Below are 26035 nucleotides of genomic sequence, written 5' to 3'. Positions count from 1 at the left end.
CTCCCCTTAACTACTTGCACTGTTATAATATCTTAAGGCAAACTTCCAAAAATAAATTGAAATAATAAAAAATCCAATAGAATAACTCATTAACACGAATATATCGTTTAGTTCTAATCGACCAATTAAAGCATAGGTTGGAATATTACTAACAATAACAATAGGAAAAACAAATAAAAAAACAAATCGACTTATTCCTTTATATAAGGAAGATGGGTATCTAAGTAATGTCATAGTACCAAGAAATAACTCATGCATACCTTCAACTTTGGTTAACCATATAGATAAAGTCATTAAAATAAACCACAGAGAATACGAGAGTATAATCCCTAAAAACAATAGACCCAAGAAAGAAAATCCATTTACAATACTAACACTCTCTCCCTTTTGTAATAATGCATAACTAATTAACAGTACGGCTGGTAAACAGTTCCCTAAGTTCCCTAAATCAAGCTTTCTTAATGAAACTAGAAACTGACTATTAATAGGTTTAAACAATATCTGATCTAAACTTCCTTGGTTAACTAAACTCGGTATATACGGTAGATTATTAATAAAAAGAGTAAACATCAAAGATTTTATCAACTCACTTGTTCCAATTAACAAATAAATATCATTTGTATTCCAACCATTAATATTACCAAAACTATCAAATATACTATTAAAAAATACTAATGTAACAATGAACCAAACAACGCTATCTAATATATTTAAAAAAAAGTTAACTCTATACATCATAATATTACTTAAATTAATTTTAAGAATTGCTTTTAACATTTTTAAATATCTAATCATATTTATGCACCAACAGATTCATATTTATTTAACCCCTTCTTCCAAAGTACTCTAATAAGGACATAGAAAACTAAAGACCATACCACTTGTAAAATTAAACCATTTAAAATTTCAGTGCCACTTAAATTTCCTAAATATACATTTACCGGAAAGTGAATTAAGTATGAAAAAGGTAAAAACTGAGTTATTGTATTTAATGGAGTTGGTAAAAATTCAAGCGGAATAAGCGATCCAGATAATAATTCTAATACTATATCTACAGTAAAGAAAAAGGATGATATCTCTACAAAGTAAAATGAGAAGAGTGATATCAAATAATAAATCATATAATAAAGTATTGCCGCTCCTACTATTGAAAGAATGAACAGGAAAGTATATTTTAAAGTAGGTAAAAGGAAATAATCCCTGTTCAGGAATATTATCGGTATTATCGGTATCACTGACATCAGTAAATGAATAATTTTGTTACCTAAATTATGGCTAAACCAATATCCAAAGTATGAAAATGGTTTTATAAGATATTTTGATAATTCACCGGATTGTATTTCCTCATTTATCGACCAGTGCATTTCAGGAATTAGTAAAAGTTCAATTAACTTAGCAATTATTACATAAGTAATCATCATTTCAAGAGTATAACCCTGAATATTGCTTTGTGCTTCAAAGAGAGAATGCCACAATAGTATTAAAGCCACAAGCGGTATTAAACCAAAAATCATATATAATACAACATTCATGCGATACTGAAAAACCGCTTGAAATGAAAGCATCATTGGTTTTAAATACTTCTTCATACTGTTATTTTCACTCCAGTCGATTCCATTGAATAAATATCTTCAATGAGGTCTTGTGATGACATTTCAGTCAAATTGTAATCAATAACATTGAATTCTTTTAATATGCTAGATATGGTCTCGTTCACTAACTTATCTTGAACTTTTATTGTTACACTAAATTTATCCGACTCTTTAACTTCGCCATATTTCTTAAGATCTTGAGAATTTATTTCATTTTCAAAGCTAAGATATATATATTTATAACTTTTAATTTCTTCTTTTATTTTTTTGAAATTGTTATTAAAAACAACTTCTCCATTCTTCAATATTATTAATTCTTCACATAGCTCATATATATCTGGGAAATAATGGCTAGTTATTACAACTGTTGTATTCCTTTCTTTGCAATAATTTTTGAGAAAATTCCTGATATTCTTTTGAGCAAGAAAATCCAATCCGATAGTCGGTTCATCTAAAAATAATATCTTAGGTGAGTGTAAGATTGAAGCAATTAACTCACATTTCATTCTCTCTCCTAACGATAGATTTCTTACTGGCGATTTAAGAATTTCTGATACCCCGAGATTTTTAGCTAATTCATCTACATTCTTTCTAAACTCTGTATCAGACAGCTCATATATTTCTTTATGTAATAAAAATGTTTCGTAAGGGGAAAGATCCCACCATAGCTGATTTTTTTGTCCTAAAACAACACCAATAGACTTTAAAAAATCTTTCTTCTTATCATGAGGGTTAAATCCATTTATCAAGATTCTCCCGGAAGTTGGTTTAATTAATCCAACCATGGCTTTCATTAGGGTAGACTTACCAGCACCATTCGCGCCAATAAGCCCTATTATTTTACCTTCTTTTATTTTGAATGACACATCACTTAAAGCAGTAACCTTGACTTTTTCTCTTTTAAATAAACTCTTGAAAGAGTTTATTAATCCTTCTTCAATTTTTACTCTTTCAAAAGTTTTTGATACATTTTCAATTTCAATGATATCCATCTTCTCTCTCCTTTTTACTACTTACTTACCACTCTAAAAACTTCTGCAAATTGCACTCCTGCCTGCATACCCCTATAAGAATTTAGCCCCAAAACTCCATCAACCAAATTTAATGTTTTAAGTTGGGATTCATATTTTTTAATTGATGCTTTTTTCAGTTCAATAAACCTGGTAATATCTTTTACAACCTGATAGTTTTTCATGGGAGTCCATACTTCATACTGTAAACACATCGGAGCACAATTCTCTTTTAAGAACCCCGATTGACACAGGAATATTGCTTCTGATACAACTTCATTTACTATTCGATGATCCCTATCACTTTCCATATCATGGGGGAAATAAATAAAATTAGGCTTATATTTTGAGATTTCATGAATAATTTCTTCAACAAAATCTAAAGAATACACAAGTGATCTGTCTGGTTTCTTTAAAAATTTAATATCTCCTTTTTCTATCCCTAATGTATTACAAGCATTTATACACTCGTTCTCTCTATTTGAAATAATTTCATTTAAATCTCCTACTCCTCCAGATAAATCTCCTTTTGTAATTACTATTACTTTTATATGTTCACCCTTACTAATAGCTTGAGCAATTGTTCCACCACAGCCAATGACTTCATCGTCATGGTGTGGCGCTATAACTAAATGTTTTTTTACAATATCCTTCATTCAGCATCACCTTTATTGAACAGGTAAATCATTTACCTATTATTTTAATTAAAAATTATTTACTCTGGAGTATACTAACTGGATACATTTTATTTCCACTAGAAAAATATACTTTTTAAGAGCGTCTATTCACACTGTATATCATTAAAATTTTCCCCTTGCTTCCCACATTCGTAAATCATAAATTCACTATTCCTCCCAAAAGGATTTTTATTGTAATCACCATAAAAATTTTTTATACTGAATCCTTCTATTTCTAAGAGATACTGCATTTCGGATGGTAAAGTATATTTTGCAAGAAATCTAAAATTTTTTTCACTTAAAAAATTATCTGTTATGTCATAAACCTCAAAATAACAAGTGGTTTCAACTATTTGCTTATAATGATCTGCTTTTACGACATCCCATGATTTAATTTTATATTTTTTAAAATTCTCCCCTTTAATAGGAGTATTTCCTCCATCACTCACTCTCTTAGAATAAGGAAGAATAGTTGGAGGTGTAATAATATCGAAAACAAAAATCCCGTCTTCTTTTAATAATAATTTAATGTTCCTAAGAGCTAATTTTTGTTGTGACGGTGTAAGTAAATATTCAAATACACCACCAGACATAAATATAAAATCAAATTTTCTTTCAGACTTAAAATCTGTAGCAGAAGAAACCTTAAATTCTATTTTATCCTTAATATTTGGCATCTCATCTAACTTCTTACTGGCTTTTTCAATCATTCCTGCTGATATATCAACACTAGTTACATTCGCGCCTTTTTCAGCAAGAATAAAAGATAATCTACCAGTACCGCACCCCAAATCTAAAACTTCATCATTTGCTTTTACCAAACCACTGTAAAAATCAAAAATACCATCAGGTTCTGGGATGATAATGTCGTATAATTCAGAAATTTCATCGTATTGTTGCTGCATTGTTTTCCTCCTTAATACATTTCTTTTTTATATCCCCTATAAAAGGCAAGCTGCCAAAATATGAGATAGAAAGCAGTTAAATAACCGTATTTTTTTTTAATATACTTATATGAGTTAATAATGGACTTCGTTTTATTTTTAGGTTCATAATAACCATCTTTTTTGTGTAAAACCCCACGTGCATGACCTACACCATAATTAAATGAACTTTTCAAATCTTGCTTAATGCTTAACTCTGGATGAATAATTCTTGCTTTATCATCATATAAAATCTTAAGATTTGCAGATTTAACTCTAATATCAAAATCGTAATCCTCTGTCCAAGATAAATTCTCATCAAAATAATATCCATTTACCTTTGCTAAGATTGCTTTATTAAATGCCAATGGAGGTGAATATGCATTTTTTTTGCAAGTATGTATATGTCTTGCGCGTGCAATGATTTTTCCAATTTTACTGTTAAAGGAAAACATCACCCTTCCTTTAGCCAAAGGTCCTGCATCTAATAATTTGAATAACTTATTGATGGTACCTGGCATAAAAACACAATCTGAATCCATAATTAACACATTATCTTTACTAGAAATTTCAATTCCATAATTATAAGCTTTTGCTAAATTAGGTGTAGGTAATTCCCCAATTATTGCATTGCTAGAATAAGCGATTTTTCTTACTTCTTCTGTTGCACCATTTAAGACAACGACAACCTCTACATTTTCATCAATACTTTTTAAACACTTTTCCAATCTAACATCATTATAAGCCGGTATTACAATTGATAGATTCAACATATCTACTCACCTTATTTAAACAATTATCCATACTACTCAAAACTTCATCTAAACAATAAAATTCTCCTGAATCCTTTAACTCGACTAATTTATCTTTATTATTTCTATATGTTTCTATATCTGGGGTTAAAAGAAAAGTAATTCCTAGATCCTTACAAATATCTTTAATTACAGGAGCCATTGAATATTTTTTTACTGGTATACCATATTGTACTACTACATCGTATGAATTTGATTCTAGGTAGCTCCTAATTCTTTGTATCAATTTATCCCTATATTCTTTCATTAATTCTTCATAAATTACTGGATCCTCAATGTCATCCATCCAATCGTACGCACAAAAAGTAGGATTCATTTGGTATTCATATGGTATAATTCCCGCATTTGATAGAATAATTGGATGAACCATTGGGTATTTATTTGTAACTTCTCTAATTTTTTTACCAATATATGAAAAGTCATATGGTTTAGCCCAAGAACAAACTTGTAAAAAAGCAATTCTTTTCCCCTGAGGCTTTTCGTAATAATCCCCACAAAAATATTCCTGCCATGTATTGAACTCTTCATGATGAATATAATTTGAGCAAGCTCCTCGTTTAAAAACTGTTTCCTCTTTTATTAAATCTAATAGTATATATTCTGGGTAGTTAGGATAACCTTTTTTATTAAGTACCAAATCCTTTACCCTTTCATCTTGTAGATTAGAATAATTTCTATTTCTCAAAATCTCTCCTCCTTTATTTAAGAATTAAAAATGAACCTAATAAAAGGGCATCCACCTCTGATCCATAAAATGACCTAATAGCATCATTTGGGTTACATATAATTGGTTCTTTTCCTACATTAAACGATGTATTCATAACTGCAGGAATCCCTGTTTTCTGATAAAAGTTATAGATTGTTTCATAATAATCAGAATTCATATCCCTCGTAACTACTTGAGCCCTTGTTGATCCATCAACATGAACTATTGCTGGAACTAAATGATGTACCTCTTTTTTAACAGTAGAATTTAACAACATATAAGGGTTATTTATTTTTTCTTCTAATACTACAGAAACGTTTTCATCTATGATGCTAGGAGCCAATGGTCTCCATTGCTCTCTTTTCTTAATAGTATTTACTTTATTTAACATATCCTTATTCTGAGGGTTAGCTATTATGCTTCTATTTCCTAAAGCTCTAGGACCGAATTCCATCTTTCCAGAAAATCTTCCTATTATCTTATTTTGAATTAATAACTCGGAGCATTTATCATATTTATTAGAACCTAATTCTATATATGATAAATTATATTTTTTTAATATATTTAAGATACTAGAATCAGGAAATTCCGGACCAGAATATACATGATCTACAGTGAACATAGGCGCTATCCCATTTTCTGCAAGAAACCATGTAGCTGCTCCAATACTTACCCCACAATCTGAAGCACCAGGTTGAATGTACAAACTATCCACTTCTGGTAAATCAGCTATAATTCTATTCGCTATACAATTTAATGCTACTCCTCCCGAAAGACACAAATTATTAATTCCAGTTAGATTAACAGCTTTTTTTACAAGCCTAACAATTGCTCTTTCCAAGGCTGCCTGACCTGAGGCTGCAATGTTTTTATATTCCATTACTGATGAATTCATTAATAGTATTGAATCTATTGGATTATATTCATATTCAATATAATTAGGAGCTATCTTTGTTATACTGCTAATAACTTTTATCCAATCTTTTAATACCGAAAAATATTTAACATTCATACTAACTGTATTTTTATTTGGTTTCAAAGGATTTTCCAGTATTTCAGGAAATTCAAATATTTCTTCTCCATATGAGGATAGGCCCATTAACTTCCCCTCATTATGTCTCCCTAAACCTGAAAATACAGTTAATGCTTCATAAAAAATACCTAAAGAATGTTCCAACGGGTATTTTTCTAGTACTTCTATTATTTTACCTTTTCCTTTTGCTATAGTTATTGACTCTTCTTCTCCACTTCCATCAATAACTATTATAGTAGCTTCATTGAATCCCGAACTAAAGAACGCACCAGAAGCATGTGCTAAATGATGAGAACACATATGGATCTGAGGATCTTTATCTCTCTTAAAAATTCCCTTTGGAAAAATCCTTTCAAGACATTCATCTTTGTTAAGCTTCTTTGAATACTTCTCAAAATATAATTGTTCTACATCCCAGCCCATAACAATATGATCTACATCATTTGGAGTAATTTTAGCTGCCTTTAAACAATAAGCTATTGAATTATATGGAATTTTATCTAATGCCTTTTTTTGACGAATAAATCTTTCTTCTTCAGCTGCAGCTATTAATTTACCATTATAAAATAAACACGCACTTGCATCATGAACATCAAAGTCCCACCCATTGACTCCTAAAACATACATTATATTACCTCGCAGTTATTTTATATTTTTCTTCTAATCTCATAATATTCTTGCGGAAAAAGGGTTGGTTTGTCTATTAATCGTACAAAAACCAACATATCCGTTTGAATATATAAATTTTGGAATGTATCTTTAGAAAAACCAATGCCATCTAATTCTTTTTTTATTAATTCTTCATCAATATAAGGCTCTTCAGCCACTTTATAAGAACTTAAATCGTGAATAATTTCTTTTAAATAAAAGCCTAAAGATGTCAAGAAATTCTGCAAATAAACCGCCCTATTGCCTAATCTTTTAACACTTACATTTAAAAAAATTAAATCACCCTTTTGACCTTTTAATAATTCATTAGCTCTATTTAACCACAAATCTAACCCTCTACCATCATCTATAGGGTCACAATGTATTGCATCATACTTATTCCTTAAATCTTCTATAACTTCATTTCTAACATCAAAATTATAAAACTTAATATCATTGTTTGTACGTTTAAAATATTCAATCAATTCTTCATCAATATCTCCTACACTTATTTCTCTGTTTTTATATTGTTTAAGGGCCAAACTTGTATAATCATCATCTCCGCAAAAAAAGATATTTTTATTAGATGATAACTCTTGATTTATTATTTCAGCTCTTCTCAACGAACTATCCCAAGTAGCTTTAAATTGAGCATATTTTTTTTGGTTTATTTTATTCTCATATCCTGTATTAGGAAGAGAGGCTGGTTCATATAAAATACTACTTGTTAAATCTTGTGAAAACCTTATTTTATTTTCTATAATTTCAACTAAATTTCTTTCTTTTAATACTTTTAATAATCTTAAAGCCAAACTTAAAGTCCCAGTTATTTTGACTAGATCATCTAAAGTATCTACAGTATTAATGGACTTCCAAATTATAAATTCGAATTGTTTTTCACTAATTTCATACCATTTTTTCCAAAAATTCAAAAGTACCCCTCTGTTTTTTAATTTTGGTACTTTATCTAACTCTTCTTCATAGTCTAATTCAATAAATCTTTCATATAATAAAATAATCTTATTTTCTTTCATACAGTATACCCTACCTTAAAAAAGTTACATATACAGTTAAACTGCATATGTAACCTCCCTATTTTAAAAACTTAACCTAATGTCTTGCCTGCACGAATTAGTAAATCCTCTTCATCTAATTCAAGATCTTCAAGCTCTAGCATTTCTTCATGAATATATTCCTTTTCCATTTCACATTCCCCCTTTTATAGATAATTGTGTAGTTCAAATATTTGCAACAGATCTGCACCACCAATATTAGCATGAAAATAGAATTTTCTGATTAATAAATAAATTGTATTTGTAGATAAAAATTATTCAGAAAATTAAGTGTAATTTTTCCTGATAAAACAATATTAGGAATAATTATGGGTATTTATATTGTTTGAATTTATATATTATGATTCCTTGAAAAACTAGTGTAGAGCCTTTTCTTAGAGATTTTTGTCGATTTTCTTTTTTATAAATTTTTCAAAAATGTTTATTTCCAGGGGTTATTTTTTTTCCCTCATTACGAGCATGAGCAAACTTTGCAGACTCATCCATTAAGGCCTTTTCCCTTGCTTCATATGCTTGACGGAAAGAGGAATCTTGACTCATACGTTCCCACTTATTCATTGCTTTTTGTAAAATCAGATCTTGGTTCATGGCAATGTCCTCCAATGTTTGTGTGAGATACTCATCTTCATTCGCTGGTAATAATAATAACCAACGAACAAACGAGTCTTCCCACGGATTAACTTTCTCTTCACGCCATTGCTGTAGTAACTTTGGAATCTCTACAATATGAACTTCTATATCTTCACTTAATAACTTTTGTTGTTGCTGATTCCAAAGGATTCCTGTTGTATGAAATGCTTCATATTCTGGAAACATCACAAAGTTTAATAAGTTTATGGTAATCGTTTTATGAAGTGAGCTATAAGGCATTCCTTTTTGCAATTAAAAAAGGTTTCAGTATTTATAAAAAAATTAATTCTCGTATGGTAGTCCCGACTTTTTCCACGCAAGAAATCCCCCCTTTAAATTAACTACTTCCTTTATACCAGCTTTTTGTAAAATGCTAGCTGCTATAGCGGAACGTAACCCCGTTCGACATTGTAAAACTATTAGACAATTTTCTGGTACATCATCTAGCCGCTCAAATAGATTACCTAAAGTGATATGTATTGCATCATGAAGATGCCCTTCCTCCCACTCTTTTTTACTACGCACATCGATAACCTTTACACTTCCATCTTTTATTAACGGATATAATTCATTTGATGTTTTTTCCTTATAAATCTCTAAACTATGGAATCTTTGAATTACCTTTGAAGGTGCAAAAGCAATAATATTATCTAAGCCAATGGACTCAAAGTCTCTAATAACTTCCTCCACTTTAACCTTTTCCGCATCTAAAATTATTAAAGTTTCTTTTTTATAATCTAATATCCCACCACACCAAGTTGTGAAAGAATTGTTATAAGGTATGTTAATTGACTTCTCGATGTGGCCAGCAGCAAAACACTCTACATCCCTTATATCAACTATTTGCTGAACACCCCTCAAAATTTCTTGAAGTTCTTCTACTGTATTAATAGCAGTACTTTTTCTCTTCTTACGAATTGGCGGACCATACTTATTTAAATTCTTCATTAATGAAAAATACTTTGAAGGCTCTGGCTGTCCCGTCAATAAAGTCGATACAAAATCACTTTCCTCAGTACACTGAAATGCCCAATTGAACATCTTTTCATAACCTAATGTAGAAGTTGGAATTGCTCCTATTGCTTTTCCACATGCGCTTCCTGCACCATGTGAAGGCCATATTTGCAAATAATCAGGGAGTATTTTTATTTTTTGTATAGAATCAAATAATTGTTTCGCTCCTATTTTTGCAGTATCTTTCATGCCTACAGCAGTTTCTAATAAATCCGGTCTTCCTATATCCCCTACAAATATAAAATCACCTGTGAATATTCCTATCGGCTTATCATTGGTATAGTTATTTTGACTTGTATCAGTTACTAAAAAAGAAATACTTTCAGGCGTATGCCCTGGGGTGTGAATTACATTAAATTTTATATGGCCTACTTTAAACTCTGTGCCCTCTCTAACCAATTTGTATCGACCTTCGTTAAGATATTGATATTTCCAATCACAATCTCCTTCATCAGATACATATAAATTTGCATGATAAAGATTAGAAAGTTCTCTAGATCCAGAAAGAAAATCAGCATGAATGTGAGTCTCAGCCGCAGCAATTACTTCCATCCCCTCTTTCTTAGCAAACGCTATATATTGTTCTATATAGCGACCTGGATCAATTACAATTGCTACACCTTCCTTCTGACAACCGACTAAATAGGAAGCATGTGCTAATTTTTCATCATAAAAATATTTTAAAAGCATAGCTATTCCCTCCAAATAGTTATTTCAAATTGCTTTTCAACTTTTATAACCACTTTTTATCTTCTCCTATAAGATCCCTTTCAACATTAAATTCCAATACATATAGGGCAACATATATCTTTTAAGTAAAAACATACTATACCGTTCTTTCGCTTGATTAAATGGAAACGTTTCTTGGGGCTCATGTTCATAGTTAAATTCAGCGAGTATAAGACTTTTATATCCTGTAACAATCGGACAGGATGTATATCCATCATATTTAGCATGCAAGTCTCTTCCGTTAAGTACATCCATAATATTTTGTTTTAAGACAGGTATTTGTTTTCGAATTGCCGCCCCAGTTTTAGAGGTGGGTAAATTGGTACAATCTCCAAGTCCGAAAATATTCTTATACTGTACATGCTGTAAAGTATAAGGGTTTATATCTACCCACCCCTGAGAATCACTTATCTCACTCTCTTTAATAAAATTAGGTGGCCCCATTGGTGGAACAACATGGATCATACTGTATGGTACAGTTTCTCTTTTCAGTGTTTGCGTATCTTCAAAAATTGCTTCTCTTTTTTCGGCGATAATTTCTACTAAGTTTTTATTATAATTTGTTATAATTTGCTTTCTTTCTAGTACTTGTTCTAAAGTATTTGCATAACGTGGAACCTGAAATATGTTAGCGTTCGCAGTATAAAACATTACCTCACTGTTGTTTCTTACACCACTATTAGAAAAATACTCTTCTGCTAAATACATAATCTTTTGTGGAGCACCACCGCATTTAATAGGAGTATTGGGGTGGGTAAAAACCGCATTTCCTCCTTTAAATTTTTCAATTTCTCTCCAAGTAGAATCAACATATTTATAAGAATAATTGCTACAAACCCCATTATTCCCAATAGACTCTTTTAAGCCTTTAATACCTTCCCAATTAATTTGTATACCAGCTGCTACAATAAGAATTTCATACTCAAGCAGCAGTCCATCATCTAAAAGTATCCTATTTTCAGTCGGAAATAACTTAACAACACTTTTAGGGATCCACGTTGCTCCTTTTGGAATAAGCGATTCTTGATCACGCATCGTACTTTCCTTTGAAACAATGCCTCCCCCCACTAAACTCCATAGTGGCTGAAAGTAATGTTTTTTTGACGAATCAATAATCGCTATACTTTCTTTCAATAGGGGGACATTTCGTAATAAATGTGCAGTAGAAGATAGTCCTGCAGTCCCAGCACCAATTACAATAATTTTATAACTATCTCTGGTCTTCATTATCCTCTTCCTATCTAAAATTGATTTTTAATTTAACTAATTAGTAGCCGTATTTTCATCGTAGTAATATTATTATAAGTTATAAACACTATTATTTTATCTGATTTAAATGAATATTTTGTTAATATTATCCATTGACATTACTATATGCGTAAATCTCTTATGTTACTTCTTTAATTTATTTAAAACACTACAAACTTTATATTTTTCAATGTTATCCTGTATACTATGTCACTTTATTAACATTAAATTTCTAAAGATAATGAAATGCAAGTTCATTTGGTATGGTTTGTCCACCCTCCTTTTCAGGGGACGAACAAAAACAAACTTATTCCAATAACTCTGGTTTTCCGAACGAGAAAGCCTACTACGGTGCGATAGCACCCACTTTAGTGGTGGGATGAGAGTGAGGTCAAATGCGATGTACAGATAAAATACCGAGGATACGTTCTGTAAATCAAATATTAGAAATGGTATCATTTTTATAATAGACAAGTAAAAGTCTCTAAAACAATCTTGTTCTCTGAAAACAAAATACATATCAGGTTGGAGTAACAAATTCTTCTACTCCGTAAAATGGATTGAGTCGTCAAGCAAAAGACGCTAAAACACATTTGAGAACTCACAATCTGACTCGTTTGGTAATAGAACGAGTGCCGTATCTGCTATATCAACTGGATACGGAGTGGTGATGGCACACCGCAATCTTGCACGTCAGCGATACTAGAAATAGACTTCGCCTTTGGTAGCAAGAATCCCACTGACGCTAGTCAGCTTGTTGCTTTAGCAGTGGGAGTGTCAAATAAATGTGCTTTATTCTTTAATTTTGTTTACACACTTAAACGAAACGAGCATATGATATTAAATACTAATCCAAAAACCATATTGTCTACTTTCTAAGAGCACTGATCTGTGTTCTTTTTTTCAGATAACGTTTTTGTTCAACTTTTTGCTACATTTTCAAACATTCATTTGTTACCCTTAACAAGCCCTTTTAAGAACAGTTGCATGTAAATAAGATTTTTTTAGTTTTCTAGTTGCTCGAAATTTCCATATCTCCACTTTATCATTCCAATTCGTATCATTTGGATCTTGGAATAGCTAATCACTAAATTATGTAATACCACATTCATAAACCTGCTTACCATATTTTTTTCAACCTTCATACTGTAATATTTAATAGTTATCACATTAATCATGAAGAAATAAGACCGGAAAGTGACTTCTATTAGTCCAAGCACTTCATATTTCTACCACATATACTATAAAATGTTTGGAATTTAAAACATACTTAAAACTTTTAATTAGGAGGGTTTAATATGGCAGCATGTGAAGGTTTAGCTTGTGTTATATTCTCTATATGGCCAGTGGGAACAATTGTTACAATTACTACTAGATCAGGTCAAATTATTGGTCCTGCTACTTTTTCGCAATTCATTCCGAATACTTGTGCGGTGATTTTAGTTGAAGAAGATGTGATTACCCCCTCTTCTACCAATACTATATTTATAAGTTGTGAAGATATAGAAAGTGTGACTTTAACTACTCCTTAAAATGATTTATATGGTTCTAGCTTAATCCATATTTAAGACAATCTAATGAATGTCTTTTTTCATGAAAAATCTAATCAGTATACCCTAAAGTGCTCCCTTCTAATGTATCTATTATTTCAATAAGTTGCTTTAATTTAAATTTTTTCTCTTCTAACGGTTACTTGTCTACACATCGTTCTACAAACTTTCATATGATATAGTATATTGTTTAAAGGAGGGATAAATTTGTTCTTATGCAATTTATTTGGTTGTTCAGGTGGAATATGTAGTATTTTTAAAGATTTACAACCAGGCGAAGTCGTTACTGTGACTGGTAAATCTGGAAATATTATTGGACCTGCTATTTTTACAAATTTTAACCCTAATACTTGTATCGTCACATTAGAAGAGGAAAATTCAGTTACTCCTCCTACTACAAGTATTACTAAGATTAGTTGTAAAGAAATAGAAAGTGTTACATTTATCTCATAATATATTTTAAACCTAAAGCAGGGATTGAAATATGAAACTCTTATACATTACTTCTGGTTACTCAAAAATCTATCAATATTTAGATCAAAGCATACAGGGAACACTTATCGATCAAAATTTCGAATGGTTAGCAGTACAACCTAGTGAATTAATACAGCAATTGGATTTCATTACAACAACGTTTCATCCCGATATTGTTTTCACCTTATTAGGTAATCATCTACCACAAAAAGCAATCCAATATTTTAAAAAAAGGAACATTAAATTAGCTGTCTGGTTAACTGAGGATCCATTTTATATAGATACTTCTCTTCTTCTATTAAATAACTTCGATTTTATATTTACTATTGACAGTGAAGCACTTAAATATTACACAGCTTTAGGATATACCAATGTATATCACTTACCTTTAGCAACTAATATAGATGTATTTAAACCTGGTCTAAAAAACTCAAAATATAAAAGTGAAGTATTGTTTATTGGATATCCTTATCCAACCCGGGTAAAATTGATTCAGTTTCTTTTGGAAAAAACCCCTTATCATTATACTATTATTGGTCAACACTGGAAAAATAAGTTATTTAAAAAATGGAAGAATCACCGAAGAATTAAAATTATAGAAGAATGGATTCCACCTCAAGAAGTTGCACTCTATTATAATAACGCTAATCTTATATTAAACCCTCATCGTAGTTATCTATTTCCACAGAATAAAAACAAAAATAAAGTAAAAAATAATACCATTAATAATCGTACATTTGATATTGCAGCTTGCCAAGGCTTTCAAATAATTGAAGAAAAATCTGATCTTTCATCTTTCTTCAATAAAGATGAAATTATATCCTATAACAGCTTTGAGGACTGTTTAAATAAAATATCTCTTCATTTGAATGATACGATTATGAAAAAATTAATGATCGAAAAAATCCATACAAAAGTTATTACACAGCATACTTTTCATGAGAGAATCCATTTTATAACGACTATTTTACAATCACACCTTCATTAAAATAAAAATCCCCTTCTGCATATGGATGCACAAGGGGATTTTTTAAATTAATCTATTCATTCTACAGATAATGTTCATAGATAAATAAGAAACGGTGTATATTCACACTAACATCTATAAATATAGAACTTAATATAGAATCATCTACCTATAGAATCTGATACCTACTGCTTTTATTCACCAATATTCTTATGTTTTCTTTCACATAGGAATATTAGTTTCCTCTAGTTTTCTAGTCGGACTATATCTTATTTCTTTTCGTTTTTTGAAATTAACCTTTACAAAAACATACCTAGACACATTGTTATCTTTTAATTAACTTGAAACATGTATTTTTTATAATTTTTATGCACCGATAAAATAAGCCCCATCATAATCATGTTTGAAAACAGAGAACTCCCTCCATATGACAAAAAAGGAAGTGCAATACCTTTTACCGGCATTATTCCAACAATCATACCAATGTTTTGGAAGATTTGTAGTGTTAAAACACTACTTGTCCCAGCACATAATAATGTGCCAAACAGATCCTCTGCTGAATAAGCAATTATAGTTATTCGATATATAAGAAGTAACAAGACCAATACAACGATAGCTGCAATTATGAATCCACCTTCTTCAGCGATGGTAGCAAAAATAAAATCAGTATGTTTTTCAGGAATATATACACTACCTTGACCGTATCCTTTTCCATGTAATTCACCACTTCCAACAGCTAAAAGAGATTGTTGTGTTTGATATCCTTGATCTGCATTTTCAGCTGGATTTAGCCAACCTATAATGCGTGATTGTTGGTGCAATTTTAACCTAGTAACTAATTCTTTAAAGAAAAAATCTGGGTATTTTATATATATAAATATTAATGTAGATACTATAGTTACCGGGATGACTGTACAAAATGCAATTAATTTCTTTTGAATCCCTGACATAAATAAAATACATGCAATAGATGCTGCGTATAAGAACACCATACCTGTATCTGGCTGACTGTATACTAAAACAATAGGAGGAATTGAAACTAACATAATTTTTCCGACCAATATGAAATCAGTTTTATATGTCCGAATCATATATTTGGCATTATGATTCACTACTAAATTGGCGACAAATATAATTAGTGCAATTTTGAAAAACTCCGATGGTTGAATTTGACCGATAACAGGAAATTGAAACCATCTTTTTGCTCCTAATTTAACGGGAGTAAACGTTGACTCCGGTAGTATTTTTAATATAACAATTGCCGCAGAACCAACAATATACAATGGCCAAGATAACTTTTGCCATTGATCCCAATCAATATTTGCAACAAATATTAACAGTACAAAACCAATTATATAGTTCCTACCTTGCTGCAATGCAAAGTTTGTGCCTCCATACTGACCAGTTTGTTGACTACTATAAATTGCAGCGGTACTAATAATACAAAACATGCATAAAATTAAAATTAGTTTTGTATCTAGACTCCTTAATAATACTATTATTTTACCCATGAAACCCTCCTGTAGTACTCAATAAATTCCACGCTTCATAATAATTACTAGTACCCTTTTTATAAGTTTTTTTAGTATTCAAATGAAAATTACATTATTATGTTATAACGCGAAATTTTATTTTATCTAAACTTTCTTTTAAGGTTTCACTTTAAAAAGTTAAAGTAATAATAAGTAAATCTTAATTTTTCCTAAACTAAAATGAACAAGTCCTTTTTATCCAGAATTACTTAGCTTCCGGCGTCTCATAATTCATATCTATCCCTTATTTCCCCTCATTGTCTGTATCTTCATCAAACTGTTCAAAAATGTATGCTCTGTTTATTTTCCCTCTACACCCTTGATTAGAAATCAATATGCCGTCATTACTGTCGGCAAGGCTTTAATAAACCTGCCTATAATTCTTCTCACTCTAACTCTCTTAATCGAGAGCCGAGCAGTTAGCTTTTGTTCGCTGCTCTTTAGTGTTCCATCGTCACATTATGATGAAATAGTCATATATTAACTTGAAGTAATAAACCCTAATTTACTTTTCAATATCTCACTTTTTCCTTAAAGAGCACTTTTTAAAGGTGCTCTTTTTTGGTTTGTCAGCATAAAACTAAACATTCCATCCACATACTAATGATAGGCAAAAGCCAGAACTCATTTAACCGTCCCTGTAGTTCTTCTCTTTTTTGTATTAAGCAGCTAACTTTTACTAGCTGCTCTTTTATTTACACATATCGTAAGACTTCCAATACATTATGTTTGAAAGTACTCCGTTTAATCAAAGGGCTATTCAACGACGATTGCCTTTTTTATTTCTCAACACCTAACTCATGGAATATAAATCCTAATAATGGTAATATAAAGGTACCTTCAGTTGTTAACTGTAATGCCCTTTTTAAAGGTCCTGTCTAAAACAGGGCCTTTTAAATCTATCTCCAACTAAAATTGCATTTTGTTCAGTTACATTACACCTAAGAGGTATAGACAACTATATATTAAAATGTTAAAATTCTATTATGATTCTTATATAGAATCACATACGACTTTTTCTCTGTTTATGGGGCTCTTACGTATTAGTAAGGGCTATTTTTTTCAAATAAAGGTATGAATCAATTAAAATAACTATTTTATTAACTTTACATTGATCAATTCCTCTCACAAATCTGTAATAATATTGTCACCTAAATAGATAGTTAATTGGTTAATGTTGGTTTAACGTTTAGATTGTTAACTAGATTAAATACAACACTATTGGTAGGTGAAATTAATGGGAAGAAACTTATTACGCTACGGAATTGTGAGTATAGCTTTTATCACTATTCCTCTTCTATTTATACACTCGGTTTCATCTCAATTCATTCCAAAAGAATACAGCGAAGAATGGCCGGAAGTAAGAAAAACTGCTGAACTAGTAACTATTGGTTACTTTAGAAAAGATATGAACCTTGATATTGTAATTGACAAAATTAGTCCATCAAAAGAATATAGAACACATGAAGTTCACCTATACGGACATGCCGCAGATAATAAAGAACAAAAAATTTCTGTTATTGTAAATTTTAGTGACAACTATTCAATTAGGTATACATCTGAAAAATAATTTTAAATCAAGGGGTATTTTACTTATGCTAAATGCTCTTTTGACTAAAATAACACTTTTATTCAGAAATACAGTCGATATCTATTTCATTTCTACAAATGCACTCTATAGGGCATTTATCAACCGACATGTTATTCCTAGTAATAAAATTTTTCCAATGCATCTCGATTATCCGCATTGCATCTACCATGAATGACAATCTTGAAATCAATTTGTTGGTGCATCATTCATCCTCCTCCAAAATAAAAAGCACCCGAATGGATGCTTTGTTATCAATTATTAGTTTGTACTTAAGTTACGGTAAATGCAGTTTCGTTCTTCTTTCAATCACCTTATACATTAATCTGCTTGCACGTCAGGTAATTGAAGGAAGAGTAAAAACTCTCCCTAATAACGATAGCATTCAAACAGTTCCATATGCTGGTTCTGTATTTTATGTGCCGTCATTATAAAACCGTTTAGACATACAGATTATAAAGGAACCTTTTCGAGTCGTGTTTTCCGTCCCTTCTCACAATACAAATTTATCACGTTGATACCAAAACAACGGGAACAATTACAGCACTTAAAGAAGCGATAAAATCTTTAAAAAGTATAAGGTTATGATTAATAAAGAGAAATTAATATTTGTTTTTGTTTATCCAGATTTTGATTTAAATAATTGTAATGAATTTGTATTTCCCATATAATACGTCAAACAAATGTTAATATATCAATGCTTGTTTAACTTTTTTCTTATATTCTTAAAATAGATTCTTTTTAGCATTTCATTACACTCTATCAAATTAAATCCCACGAAATAGGTGTTCCTTTTTTAATATCCTTACTCGCTTTCTTTCCGATAAATTTGGATAAGTGTTTTGGTAATAAGCCATTCCCTGGTCTAATGGCTTTAACATTTTCATTTGTAAAGACTTCTCCCGCTTTTATGTTTTCTACTGCATATAATGATCTTCTAAATTTTAAAGAATCTTTTTCTATATCAGTAGGGCCATAATATACACTCCCTAAAGATTCCCATGCTTTTTCAGTTTCGCTTACTAATAATTTAAATTCAGCTGGTTCCATTGAAAATTTAGCGTCAACTCCTCCATCCGATCTAGAGAGCGTTAAATGTTTCTCAATTACTGTGGCTCCTAAAGCGACACTCGCTACAGATACACCTACTCCCAGTGTATGATCAGATAAACCTACCTCGCATTTAAATAACTCCTTCATATGAGGTATGGTAACTATATTTGTAGATTTTGGAGATGCAGGATACGTACTTGTACATTTTAATAGAATTAATTCTTTACACCCCGCTTCTCTCGCAGTTCTTACTGTTTCATCTAGTTCAGCAATCGAAGCCATACCTGTCGAAATGATTATTGGTTTTCCTGTTGCGGCTACTTTACGTATGAGGGGAATATCGGTATTTTCAAAAGATGCAATTTTATAACATGAAACATTTAATGACTCTAGAAATTCTACAGCTGTTTCATCAAACGGCGTACTAAATGGTATCATTCCTAGTTCTATACAGCGATCAAAAATTGGTTTATGCCACTCCCATGGTGTATAAGCTTCTTTATATAAATTATAAAGTGATTTACCCTTCCATAGGCTTTTTGTATCGTGAATTAAAAAATCACCATTTTCTATATTTAAAGTCATTGTATCTGGAGTATATGTTTGAATCTTAAATCCTTGTGCTCCAGCCTCTGCAGCTGCCTCTACAATTTGTAACGCCCTGTCTAATGATTGATTATGATTCCCTGACATTTCAGCAATAATAAATGGTGGCAAGCTATCGCCAATCTCTCTACCTCCGATATATACATTACTCATTTTTTTCACCTTCAAGTTCTTTTTTTATCGCTTCTTTCCTTTCCGCCCATTGCTCATGAGACAGGGTCATTGTAATGACATCAATAAAACCATTGTCCCTGCAAATATAGTTTTCATATCTTCCACCTTCTTGAAATCCAAGTTTCTGATGAAAGTTTAAACTAATACGATTTGATTCTATTATTTCTGCACATACTTTTTGTATGTCTTTTGTTTCAAAAATATAGTCTAATGCTAATAAACCTAATACAGTTCCGGCACGTCTTACACTTTGCTTTTCACCTATATAAAATCCCCAATAACAAGTCCGCTCCATTTTATCTATTTTTGTAAAATTAACAAATCCAATTGGTTTTTCTTTATATGTTAATAGTCTTGCAACTTTTGTATCATCCACTTCTAGTTTTTCATACCACTTTATATGTTCGTCTATTGTTATTTGATGATCTTCATACATAACCGAGCGAATTTCTTTTGTATTCCGCCACTGTAAAATGAGTTCTAAATCTTTCTTTTCTAACCTTTCCAATTGAAAATCCCTAATATTAAACATACTATCCTCCTAAAATAATTTTTGCTATTTCATATGAATTACTCGCACACTGTATAGAAAGGGCTTTATTAGACATTTCTTTTACTATTTTAGAATCTGATAAAAGTTTGTTTAGGCATTTCGTAATTACTTTATCCGTAACACTTTCAGCTGTACCAATATTCCATGTAGCTCCAAGCTTCGCTACAGTCTTGGTTACTTCGATTTGATTTTGGGCAGTTGTAATTGTTATAGAAGGTAATCCAAGAAAGCATCGTTCCCATGTAGTTGTGCCCCCAGCTCCTATCCCTAAATCCGCTCGTACGAGAAGCTCTTCCATATTCTCTATTTGACAATAATATGAAGCGGTAGAAACACTCTTACAATAAGTTTGAATCTCCTCTTTATACGGATTTTGGCTTCCTACCACCACGTCTATTTTTAAGTTATCTTTATTTATATTTTGTAAGGCTCTTAACGTTTTTAATGTCTCATTTGTTACATCATGCCCACCAAAAAAAATAAAGATCCTCTCAATTTCTCCTGTTCTTTTTCGTGAAAATTTCTTAGCGGCATGAAACTCCGGCCGCAATATAACGTATTTAGGTCCCAACTTTACTAATGAGTGCTCTGGTATTAAATCTTTATAGCGACTATTAAGGTTATCGTATAAATTTTGGTCTAGTAACAAATCACAGTCGTGCATTCGATTTGCAAGATCATCGATTACCATTATTTTTCTTACATTTTTTCTTAAAGTAGACTCCCACTTATTATCTAATCCATAATGATCAATAATTAACCAATCAAAGTTGGGAAGTTGCGATAAAATGTCGTTGGTCTGCTGTGCATCAACAAACCAATGATATTTTAGCCAGTTTAAATAACTCCCGTGTACTGTACTTAAGAAATTCGTATTTTCATTATCTGCATCTAATAAAAACACATGAAATCCTTTATTTAAAATGTATTGATGCAAATCACCTTGTAGCTTACGACAAATGAAATATACTTGAGCACCTTTATTCCGTAACTCATGAGCCAATGTTAAACAACGCATAATATGACCAGTACCTATTTCAATAGATGCGTCAGCGCGAAAGGCAATTTTTTTCTCAAGCAAGATACTTCCTCCTCACTAAAAGCACTAAAATTTATTAATTTATAATATCGTTTCTCTATTTAGCTCATCTACTAATGATTGTTGATTTGCCCATTTTAATTTCACATGACTATTAATTTGAATAAGTTCAGGATTTCGAAGGATGTTATCTTTTATTTGATAAAAAAATAAAGGATTAGATTTTACATTCAAACTTTTATAAAGTTCATTGAACATATCTAAATCTGGTTTTTCGTCTAGTGTTAACCTCCAATTAGGGTAACAAAATGGTGGAGGGAGTTTCACTATATTGACCCGGAATAAATGTGGATTATTAATAAAATAAAACGGAAGGTATTCTGCATAGGTTAAAGGTTTTGGGGTTTGTAGTAGTCGTTCGATTGCCTCTAATGTAAAAACATCGCCTGCTGTTCCGACAGGTAACGTACTTAACTCTGCCTGTGTATAATCTGCACCGCTTTTCAAATGTTCATCTAGTAAAAAAGTATTAATTTCTGGTGACACAGCGGGACAATCCCCGGTAATCCGTATGACAATGTTTGCATTTTCTTGTTTTGCAGCTTGGAACATGCGATCAGCGGTATTTTCTGGATCACCTCTAAAAATCTTAACTTTCCCGTCTAAATTAAATTTTTCCAAAGGGTCATCTTGTGCAATATCTGAAGTAGCAAGTATGACCTGGTGTTTTCCTGGAATAGCTAATGTATTTATAAGACATCGTTCAATGGAAGGAACTCCGTGTATTGGCAATATTGCCTTTAAAGGTAACCTAGTAGATTTTAACCGGCAAAGTACAATTATTACTACCTTTGGAGGCTCAATAACCTCTTTTGTTAATGGGGTACCTGCAGACAAATTATATACAGCTACCTGAGGTAATAATTCCTCTGCTTCAAGCTCGTTCAGCGCATTTTCTACAACATCTAATTCCATAGTTACTTTATTAGCTGTAATAATCTCTCCTTTTCTAATATCAACTTTTGTAACTGCTCTTAACAATTTTTGGTTTTGCACTTTTAATAACACCCCTTTCATTTAATTTTTAGAAACTCTATAAAACGAAAGAACTTTTCTTACTGCTTTTATTACATCCCACACATCAGCTTCCGTCATTTTAGGAAATAGAGGCAGCGTAATAAATTCCTCATATATGTTTTCTGCTTGCGGACAAATACCTTTTCCATAACCTAATTTTTGATAAAACGGTTGTAAATGTACGGGTATATAGTGCACATTCACACCGATATTTTCTCTTTGTAATGCTTCGTAGATTTCTTTTCGATTACATTTTAATAATTTAGTATTTAAGCGAATAATATAAAGATGCCAACTTGAATCGGTTTGAGGCAATTGCTTTGGTATTGTGATTTCAGATAAATAACTAAATTCTTTATTATAGATGTCTACATATTTCTTTCGAGTCTTAATAAAAGAGTCTAATTTACTTAACTGTGATAAACCAAGAGCAGCTTGTATATCCGTTAATCTGTAGTTGTAACCTAAGAATTGCATTTCATAATACCAAGGCCCATGATTTTCAAGAAGTTTTTGAGGATTTCTTTCAATTCCATGCGTACGGAATTGAATAAGTTTTTCATAAAACAGAGGATTATTTGTGGTAATTACTCCGCCCTCTCCGGTAGTAATATGTTTCACCGGATGGAAACTAAACATTGTCATATCACCAATAGAACCAATCTTTTTATTTTTATATGTGGCTCCTAATGCGTGAGCTGCATCTTCAATAATAATCAAATTATTTTCTTTTGCTATTTTTTGTATTGCATTTAATTCTACAGGCTGTCCAGTAAAGTGTACGGGAATAATGGCTTTTGTTTTGTTTGTAATCTTTTCCTCTATAGATTTAGGACTAATGTTATATGTTTCATTGTCAATATCGGCGAATACCGGCTTTCCCCCCTGATATAAAATACAATTTGCACTTGCTACAAATGTCATTGGAGTTGTAATTACCTCATCTCCCTCCGTTATGCCAGCTGCAAAGCAGGCAGCATGCAATGCAGCTGTACCATTTGAAAAGGAAACAGCGTATTTTGCTCCCGCATATTTCGCTATAGCTCCCTCAAACCGCTGAACCATTGGTCCTGTTGTTAAAAAATCCCCTTTTAATACGTCTACAACAGCTTTAATGTCACATTCATCAATTTGTTGCTGACCATATGGTAAATATTTTTCTCTAACAGGCTTTCCTCCGTGCATAGCGAGAATTTCCCTTACCATCACTCTTTCTCCTTAGGGGCAATTTTTAAAGATTTGATCCACTCTTCTGTTTTAATAACTCCATCTTCTAAAGAAACTTTCGGCTCCCAGTTTAATATTGTTTTTGCCTTTTCATAGTTACATAATAATTTTTGAATTTCACTTTGTGGATGGATATGAGTTACATGTTGAATACTTACTTTATTTCCCGAAATCAATTCTGCTAATTTATTAATAGATATATCTTGTCCTGTTCCAGCGTTGATAATATGACCATTTGCTTTTGCAGAGTATCCTGCTGCCACAACAAAATCTGCACAATCTTCAACGTATAAAAGGTCCCTCGTTTGTTTTCCGTCCCCATAAATATTTAGTGGTACATTATCTAATTTATTATTTATAAAAATGGCAACAACCCCACCTTCACCACCTGTTTTCTGGTAGGGGCCATACGTATTAAATGGGCGAATAACTACTACGGGCAGCTTATAAGCATAATAGTAAGATAAAACCATGTTCTCAGCAGCAATTTTTGATCCAGCATATGGAGAAGCTGGTTTAATCGGGTCTAATTCTGATATCCCTTGTATATTAGTAGCTTTATCATATACCATACAAGTACTCATAAAGACCATTTTGACATGATACTTAAGACATTGTTCTAACAAATTAAAAGTACCTATTGTATCATTTTCAAAAGTTGTTCTAGCATCATCTATACTATCTTGAACATTAATACTCGCTGCTAAATGATAACAAAGGTCAAATGAATTATTTTCAAATAATTGAGCAACTAACTTTTTATCTTTAATATCTCCTTGAATGCATTGCTTTAAATTTAGATCGTGTGCAAACTCGGTAATATTTGCAGTAGTTGAATTTGCTAAGTTGTCTATTATCCATACTTTATGCTTATCCTGCAATAATCTCTTTACAACCCACCTACCAATAAAACCCGCACCACCAGTTACTAATATTTTCATAGTTTCTCTCCTCCTGTTAGTAGTTGCTGGTTTAATATTAAATTTCTAAGCTCTTCTTTTGTAATTGCATTTTGATGATCAGAACGGTAAAACCCTGCCTTCGCCCTTTTTGCATTTTCATATTGAGTACCCTTTTTTAATGGGCTAGGAATGATAAACATTTCTGGTAATTCAAAAGCCTGTAAAGATTCATCATGTGTCATAAGTTCTTCATACATTTTTTCACCAGGTTTTAACCCGATTTCTTCAATTTTAATAGTCTCCTTGGGCAATCCATATAACTTTGTGACTTCTTCTATCATCACTTCACTTAAATGGTTTAATGAAATAACTGGCATTTTTAATATAAAAGTTTCACCACCCTTTGCTATTTTCATTGCTTCAATTGTTAACATAGTTGCTTGGTTCAGTGTCATCATAAATCTACTCATACTAAGATCCGTTACAGTTATTTTTTGGTTTTCTTTAATTTGTTTTTCAAATAAGGGAATAACAGAACCTCTTGACCCCATAACATTTCCGAAGCGAACACTGGCAAATATAGTCTCACTCGAACCTTTTGAATATTCTGCTGATGTAATCAATCTTTCAGCAGTTAATTTTGTTGCACCGTAATTATTTGTTGGTGAAATCGCTTTATCAGAGCTTGTAAAAACTACCTTTTTTACTTTCTGAGCAATTGCTGCTTTTATTACATTTTGTGTTCCAAAAATATTGGTCAAAACTGCTTCAAACGGATTATATTCACAAAAAGAAACATGCTTCATTGCGGCCACATGAAACACATAATCAATATTTTCCATCGCACTAAACACTCGATCATAATTGCGAACATCTCCAATTAAATAACGAATATTTTGACTCTTATCCCTGAATTCTTCTTGTAATAAAAATTGATTATATTCACTTCTACTAAAAATCCTTACTACTTTTGGCTTTTCCTGTAGAACATTAGAAAGAATACTTTTTCCAATTGTTCCTGTTCCACCAATAATTAAAACGTTTTTATCTTTAAAAAACATGAACATATATACCTCCTCATATTGAAATTACTTTTAGCTAAGAAAAACCTCTTTTCAAATTGTGTGTAGTTCCATAGGCAAGCCATTTATCGAGAGATAAACTAGCTTGAAGGATATTGAAACATACGTTTCCATTA

Annotated in this window: 23 protein-coding genes and 1 pseudogene; 4 read left to right on the top strand and 20 right to left on the bottom strand. The window is 31.3% G+C overall.

Features of this window, described 5'->3' with window-relative positions:
* Positions 1 to 6 precede the first annotated feature (6 nt).
* The 12 genes and pseudogenes from G9F74_RS23745 to G9F74_RS23690 all read right to left on the bottom strand — a co-directional run bounded on the left by G9F74_RS23745 (position 7) and on the right by G9F74_RS23690 (position 12074).
* Positions 7 to 795 carry an ABC transporter permease gene (locus tag G9F74_RS23745; RefSeq protein WP_098133050.1) on the bottom strand — a complete coding sequence of 263 codons (789 nt, stop codon included), beginning with the start codon at positions 793 to 795 and terminating at the stop codon, positions 7 to 9.
* Between the two features lie 2 nt (positions 796 to 797).
* Positions 798 to 1589: an ABC transporter permease gene (locus tag G9F74_RS23740; protein ID WP_098141272.1), complete on the bottom strand. Its 792-nt coding sequence runs from the start codon at positions 1587 to 1589 to the stop codon at positions 798 to 800.
* Positions 1586 to 2584 (bottom strand): ABC transporter ATP-binding protein, encoded by a 999-nt coding sequence (locus G9F74_RS23735; protein ID WP_098141270.1) that lies wholly within the window; start codon positions 2582 to 2584, stop codon positions 1586 to 1588. The genes G9F74_RS23740 and G9F74_RS23735 overlap by 4 nt, the downstream gene beginning before the upstream one ends.
* A gap of 17 nt (positions 2585 to 2601) precedes the next feature.
* Positions 2602 to 3258, bottom strand: a complete 657-nt coding sequence (locus tag G9F74_RS23730) for a PIG-L deacetylase family protein (protein ID WP_098133047.1) — start codon at positions 3256 to 3258, stop codon at positions 2602 to 2604.
* Positions 3259 to 3383: 125 nt separating this feature from the next.
* Positions 3384 to 4184: a class I SAM-dependent methyltransferase gene (locus tag G9F74_RS23725; RefSeq protein WP_098141268.1), complete on the bottom strand. Its 801-nt coding sequence runs from the start codon at positions 4182 to 4184 to the stop codon at positions 3384 to 3386.
* Positions 4185 to 4195: 11 nt separating this feature from the next.
* The gene (locus tag G9F74_RS23720) at positions 4196 to 4975 is read right to left on the bottom strand and encodes a glycosyltransferase family 2 protein (RefSeq protein WP_098133045.1); all 780 of its coding nucleotides are present in this window, start codon (positions 4973 to 4975) and stop codon (positions 4196 to 4198) included.
* Entirely contained in the window at positions 4941 to 5699 is a 759-nt protein-coding gene (locus G9F74_RS23715) for a DUF5591 domain-containing protein (RefSeq protein ID WP_098133044.1), read from the bottom strand. The genes G9F74_RS23720 and G9F74_RS23715 overlap by 35 nt, the downstream gene beginning before the upstream one ends.
* A gap of 13 nt (positions 5700 to 5712) precedes the next feature.
* Complete coding sequence (locus tag G9F74_RS23710) at positions 5713 to 7380, bottom strand: carbamoyltransferase family protein (RefSeq protein WP_165406294.1); 1668 nt, start codon at positions 7378 to 7380, stop codon at positions 5713 to 5715.
* 20 nt (positions 7381 to 7400) lie between these two features.
* Positions 7401 to 8435 carry a bis-aminopropyl spermidine synthase family protein gene (locus tag G9F74_RS23705; protein ID WP_165406293.1) on the bottom strand — a complete coding sequence of 345 codons (1035 nt, stop codon included), beginning with the start codon at positions 8433 to 8435 and terminating at the stop codon, positions 7401 to 7403.
* 477 nt (positions 8436 to 8912) lie between these two features.
* A pseudogene (locus G9F74_RS23700) lies at positions 8913 to 9356 on the bottom strand (Rpn family recombination-promoting nuclease/putative transposase); the annotation flags it as partial.
* Positions 9357 to 9386: 30 nt separating this feature from the next.
* Positions 9387 to 10808, bottom strand: coding sequence for an MBL fold metallo-hydrolase (locus tag G9F74_RS23695; protein WP_165406292.1), 1422 nt, complete (start codon positions 10806 to 10808; stop codon positions 9387 to 9389).
* A gap of 66 nt (positions 10809 to 10874) precedes the next feature.
* Positions 10875 to 12074: an NAD(P)/FAD-dependent oxidoreductase gene (locus G9F74_RS23690; RefSeq protein ID WP_165406291.1), complete on the bottom strand. Its 1200-nt coding sequence runs from the start codon at positions 12072 to 12074 to the stop codon at positions 10875 to 10877.
* Positions 12075 to 13393: 1319 nt separating this feature from the next.
* Between G9F74_RS23690 and G9F74_RS23685 the strand changes: the two genes are divergently transcribed.
* The 3 genes from G9F74_RS23685 to G9F74_RS23675 all read left to right on the top strand — a co-directional run bounded on the left by G9F74_RS23685 (position 13394) and on the right by G9F74_RS23675 (position 15107).
* A complete protein-coding gene (locus G9F74_RS23685) occupies positions 13394 to 13627 on the top strand; it encodes a CGEA protein (RefSeq protein ID WP_165406290.1) in 234 nt (77 codons plus the stop codon).
* Positions 13628 to 13852: 225 nt separating this feature from the next.
* Positions 13853 to 14098, top strand: a complete 246-nt coding sequence (locus tag G9F74_RS23680) for a CGEA protein (RefSeq protein WP_165406289.1) — start codon at positions 13853 to 13855, stop codon at positions 14096 to 14098.
* Between the two features lie 31 nt (positions 14099 to 14129).
* The gene (locus tag G9F74_RS23675; protein ID WP_165406288.1) at positions 14130 to 15107 is read left to right on the top strand and encodes a CgeB family protein; all 978 of its coding nucleotides are present in this window, start codon (positions 14130 to 14132) and stop codon (positions 15105 to 15107) included.
* Positions 15108 to 15418: 311 nt separating this feature from the next.
* Here G9F74_RS23675 and G9F74_RS23670 read toward each other — a convergent pair whose 3' ends face one another.
* Positions 15419 to 16597 (bottom strand): FtsW/RodA/SpoVE family cell cycle protein, encoded by a 1179-nt coding sequence (locus tag G9F74_RS23670; protein ID WP_165406287.1) that lies wholly within the window; start codon positions 16595 to 16597, stop codon positions 15419 to 15421.
* A 1258-nt stretch (positions 16598 to 17855) separates the two neighbouring features.
* Here G9F74_RS23670 and G9F74_RS23665 point away from each other — a divergent pair.
* On the top strand, positions 17856 to 18188 hold the full coding sequence (locus G9F74_RS23665; protein WP_165406286.1) for a phosphoglycolate phosphatase: 333 nt from the start codon (positions 17856 to 17858) through the stop codon (positions 18186 to 18188).
* Between the two features lie 780 nt (positions 18189 to 18968).
* Here G9F74_RS23665 and pseI read toward each other — a convergent pair.
* From pseI to G9F74_RS23630, 7 genes are read right to left on the bottom strand one after another with little or no spacing between them, the layout of a single operon-like run.
* Positions 18969 to 20018 carry a pseudaminic acid synthase gene (gene pseI, locus G9F74_RS23660; protein WP_165406285.1) on the bottom strand — a complete coding sequence of 350 codons (1050 nt, stop codon included), beginning with the start codon at positions 20016 to 20018 and terminating at the stop codon, positions 18969 to 18971.
* Positions 20011 to 20571, bottom strand: coding sequence for a UDP-4-amino-4,6-dideoxy-N-acetyl-beta-L-altrosamine N-acetyltransferase (gene pseH / locus G9F74_RS23655; RefSeq protein ID WP_165406284.1), 561 nt, complete (start codon positions 20569 to 20571; stop codon positions 20011 to 20013). The genes pseI and pseH overlap by 8 nt, the downstream gene beginning before the upstream one ends.
* Position 20572: 1 nt before the next feature.
* The gene (gene pseG / locus G9F74_RS23650) at positions 20573 to 21673 is read right to left on the bottom strand and encodes a UDP-2,4-diacetamido-2,4,6-trideoxy-beta-L-altropyranose hydrolase (RefSeq protein ID WP_016107723.1); all 1101 of its coding nucleotides are present in this window, start codon (positions 21671 to 21673) and stop codon (positions 20573 to 20575) included.
* 39 nt (positions 21674 to 21712) lie between these two features.
* Positions 21713 to 22708, bottom strand: a complete 996-nt coding sequence (locus G9F74_RS23645) for a glycosyltransferase family protein (RefSeq protein WP_165406283.1) — start codon at positions 22706 to 22708, stop codon at positions 21713 to 21715.
* Positions 22709 to 23914 carry a UDP-4-amino-4,6-dideoxy-N-acetyl-beta-L-altrosamine transaminase gene (gene pseC, locus G9F74_RS23640; protein WP_165406282.1) on the bottom strand — a complete coding sequence of 402 codons (1206 nt, stop codon included), beginning with the start codon at positions 23912 to 23914 and terminating at the stop codon, positions 22709 to 22711.
* Entirely contained in the window at positions 23914 to 24876 is a 963-nt protein-coding gene (locus G9F74_RS23635; RefSeq protein WP_016107720.1) for a dTDP-glucose 4,6-dehydratase, read from the bottom strand. The genes pseC and G9F74_RS23635 overlap by 1 nt, the downstream gene beginning before the upstream one ends.
* Positions 24873 to 25898 carry an SDR family NAD(P)-dependent oxidoreductase gene (locus G9F74_RS23630; RefSeq protein WP_033668408.1) on the bottom strand — a complete coding sequence of 342 codons (1026 nt, stop codon included), beginning with the start codon at positions 25896 to 25898 and terminating at the stop codon, positions 24873 to 24875. The genes G9F74_RS23635 and G9F74_RS23630 overlap by 4 nt, the downstream gene beginning before the upstream one ends.
* Positions 25899 to 26035: the final 137 nt, after the last annotated feature.

The sequence above is a fragment of the Bacillus sp. EKM202B genome (assembly GCF_011066025.1).
Classification (GTDB): Bacteria; Bacillota; Bacilli; order Bacillales; family Bacillaceae_G; genus Bacillus_A; species Bacillus_A toyonensis.
Note: the sequence above shows the minus strand (reverse complement) of the source record. Positions and strands in the feature narration are given on the sequence as shown.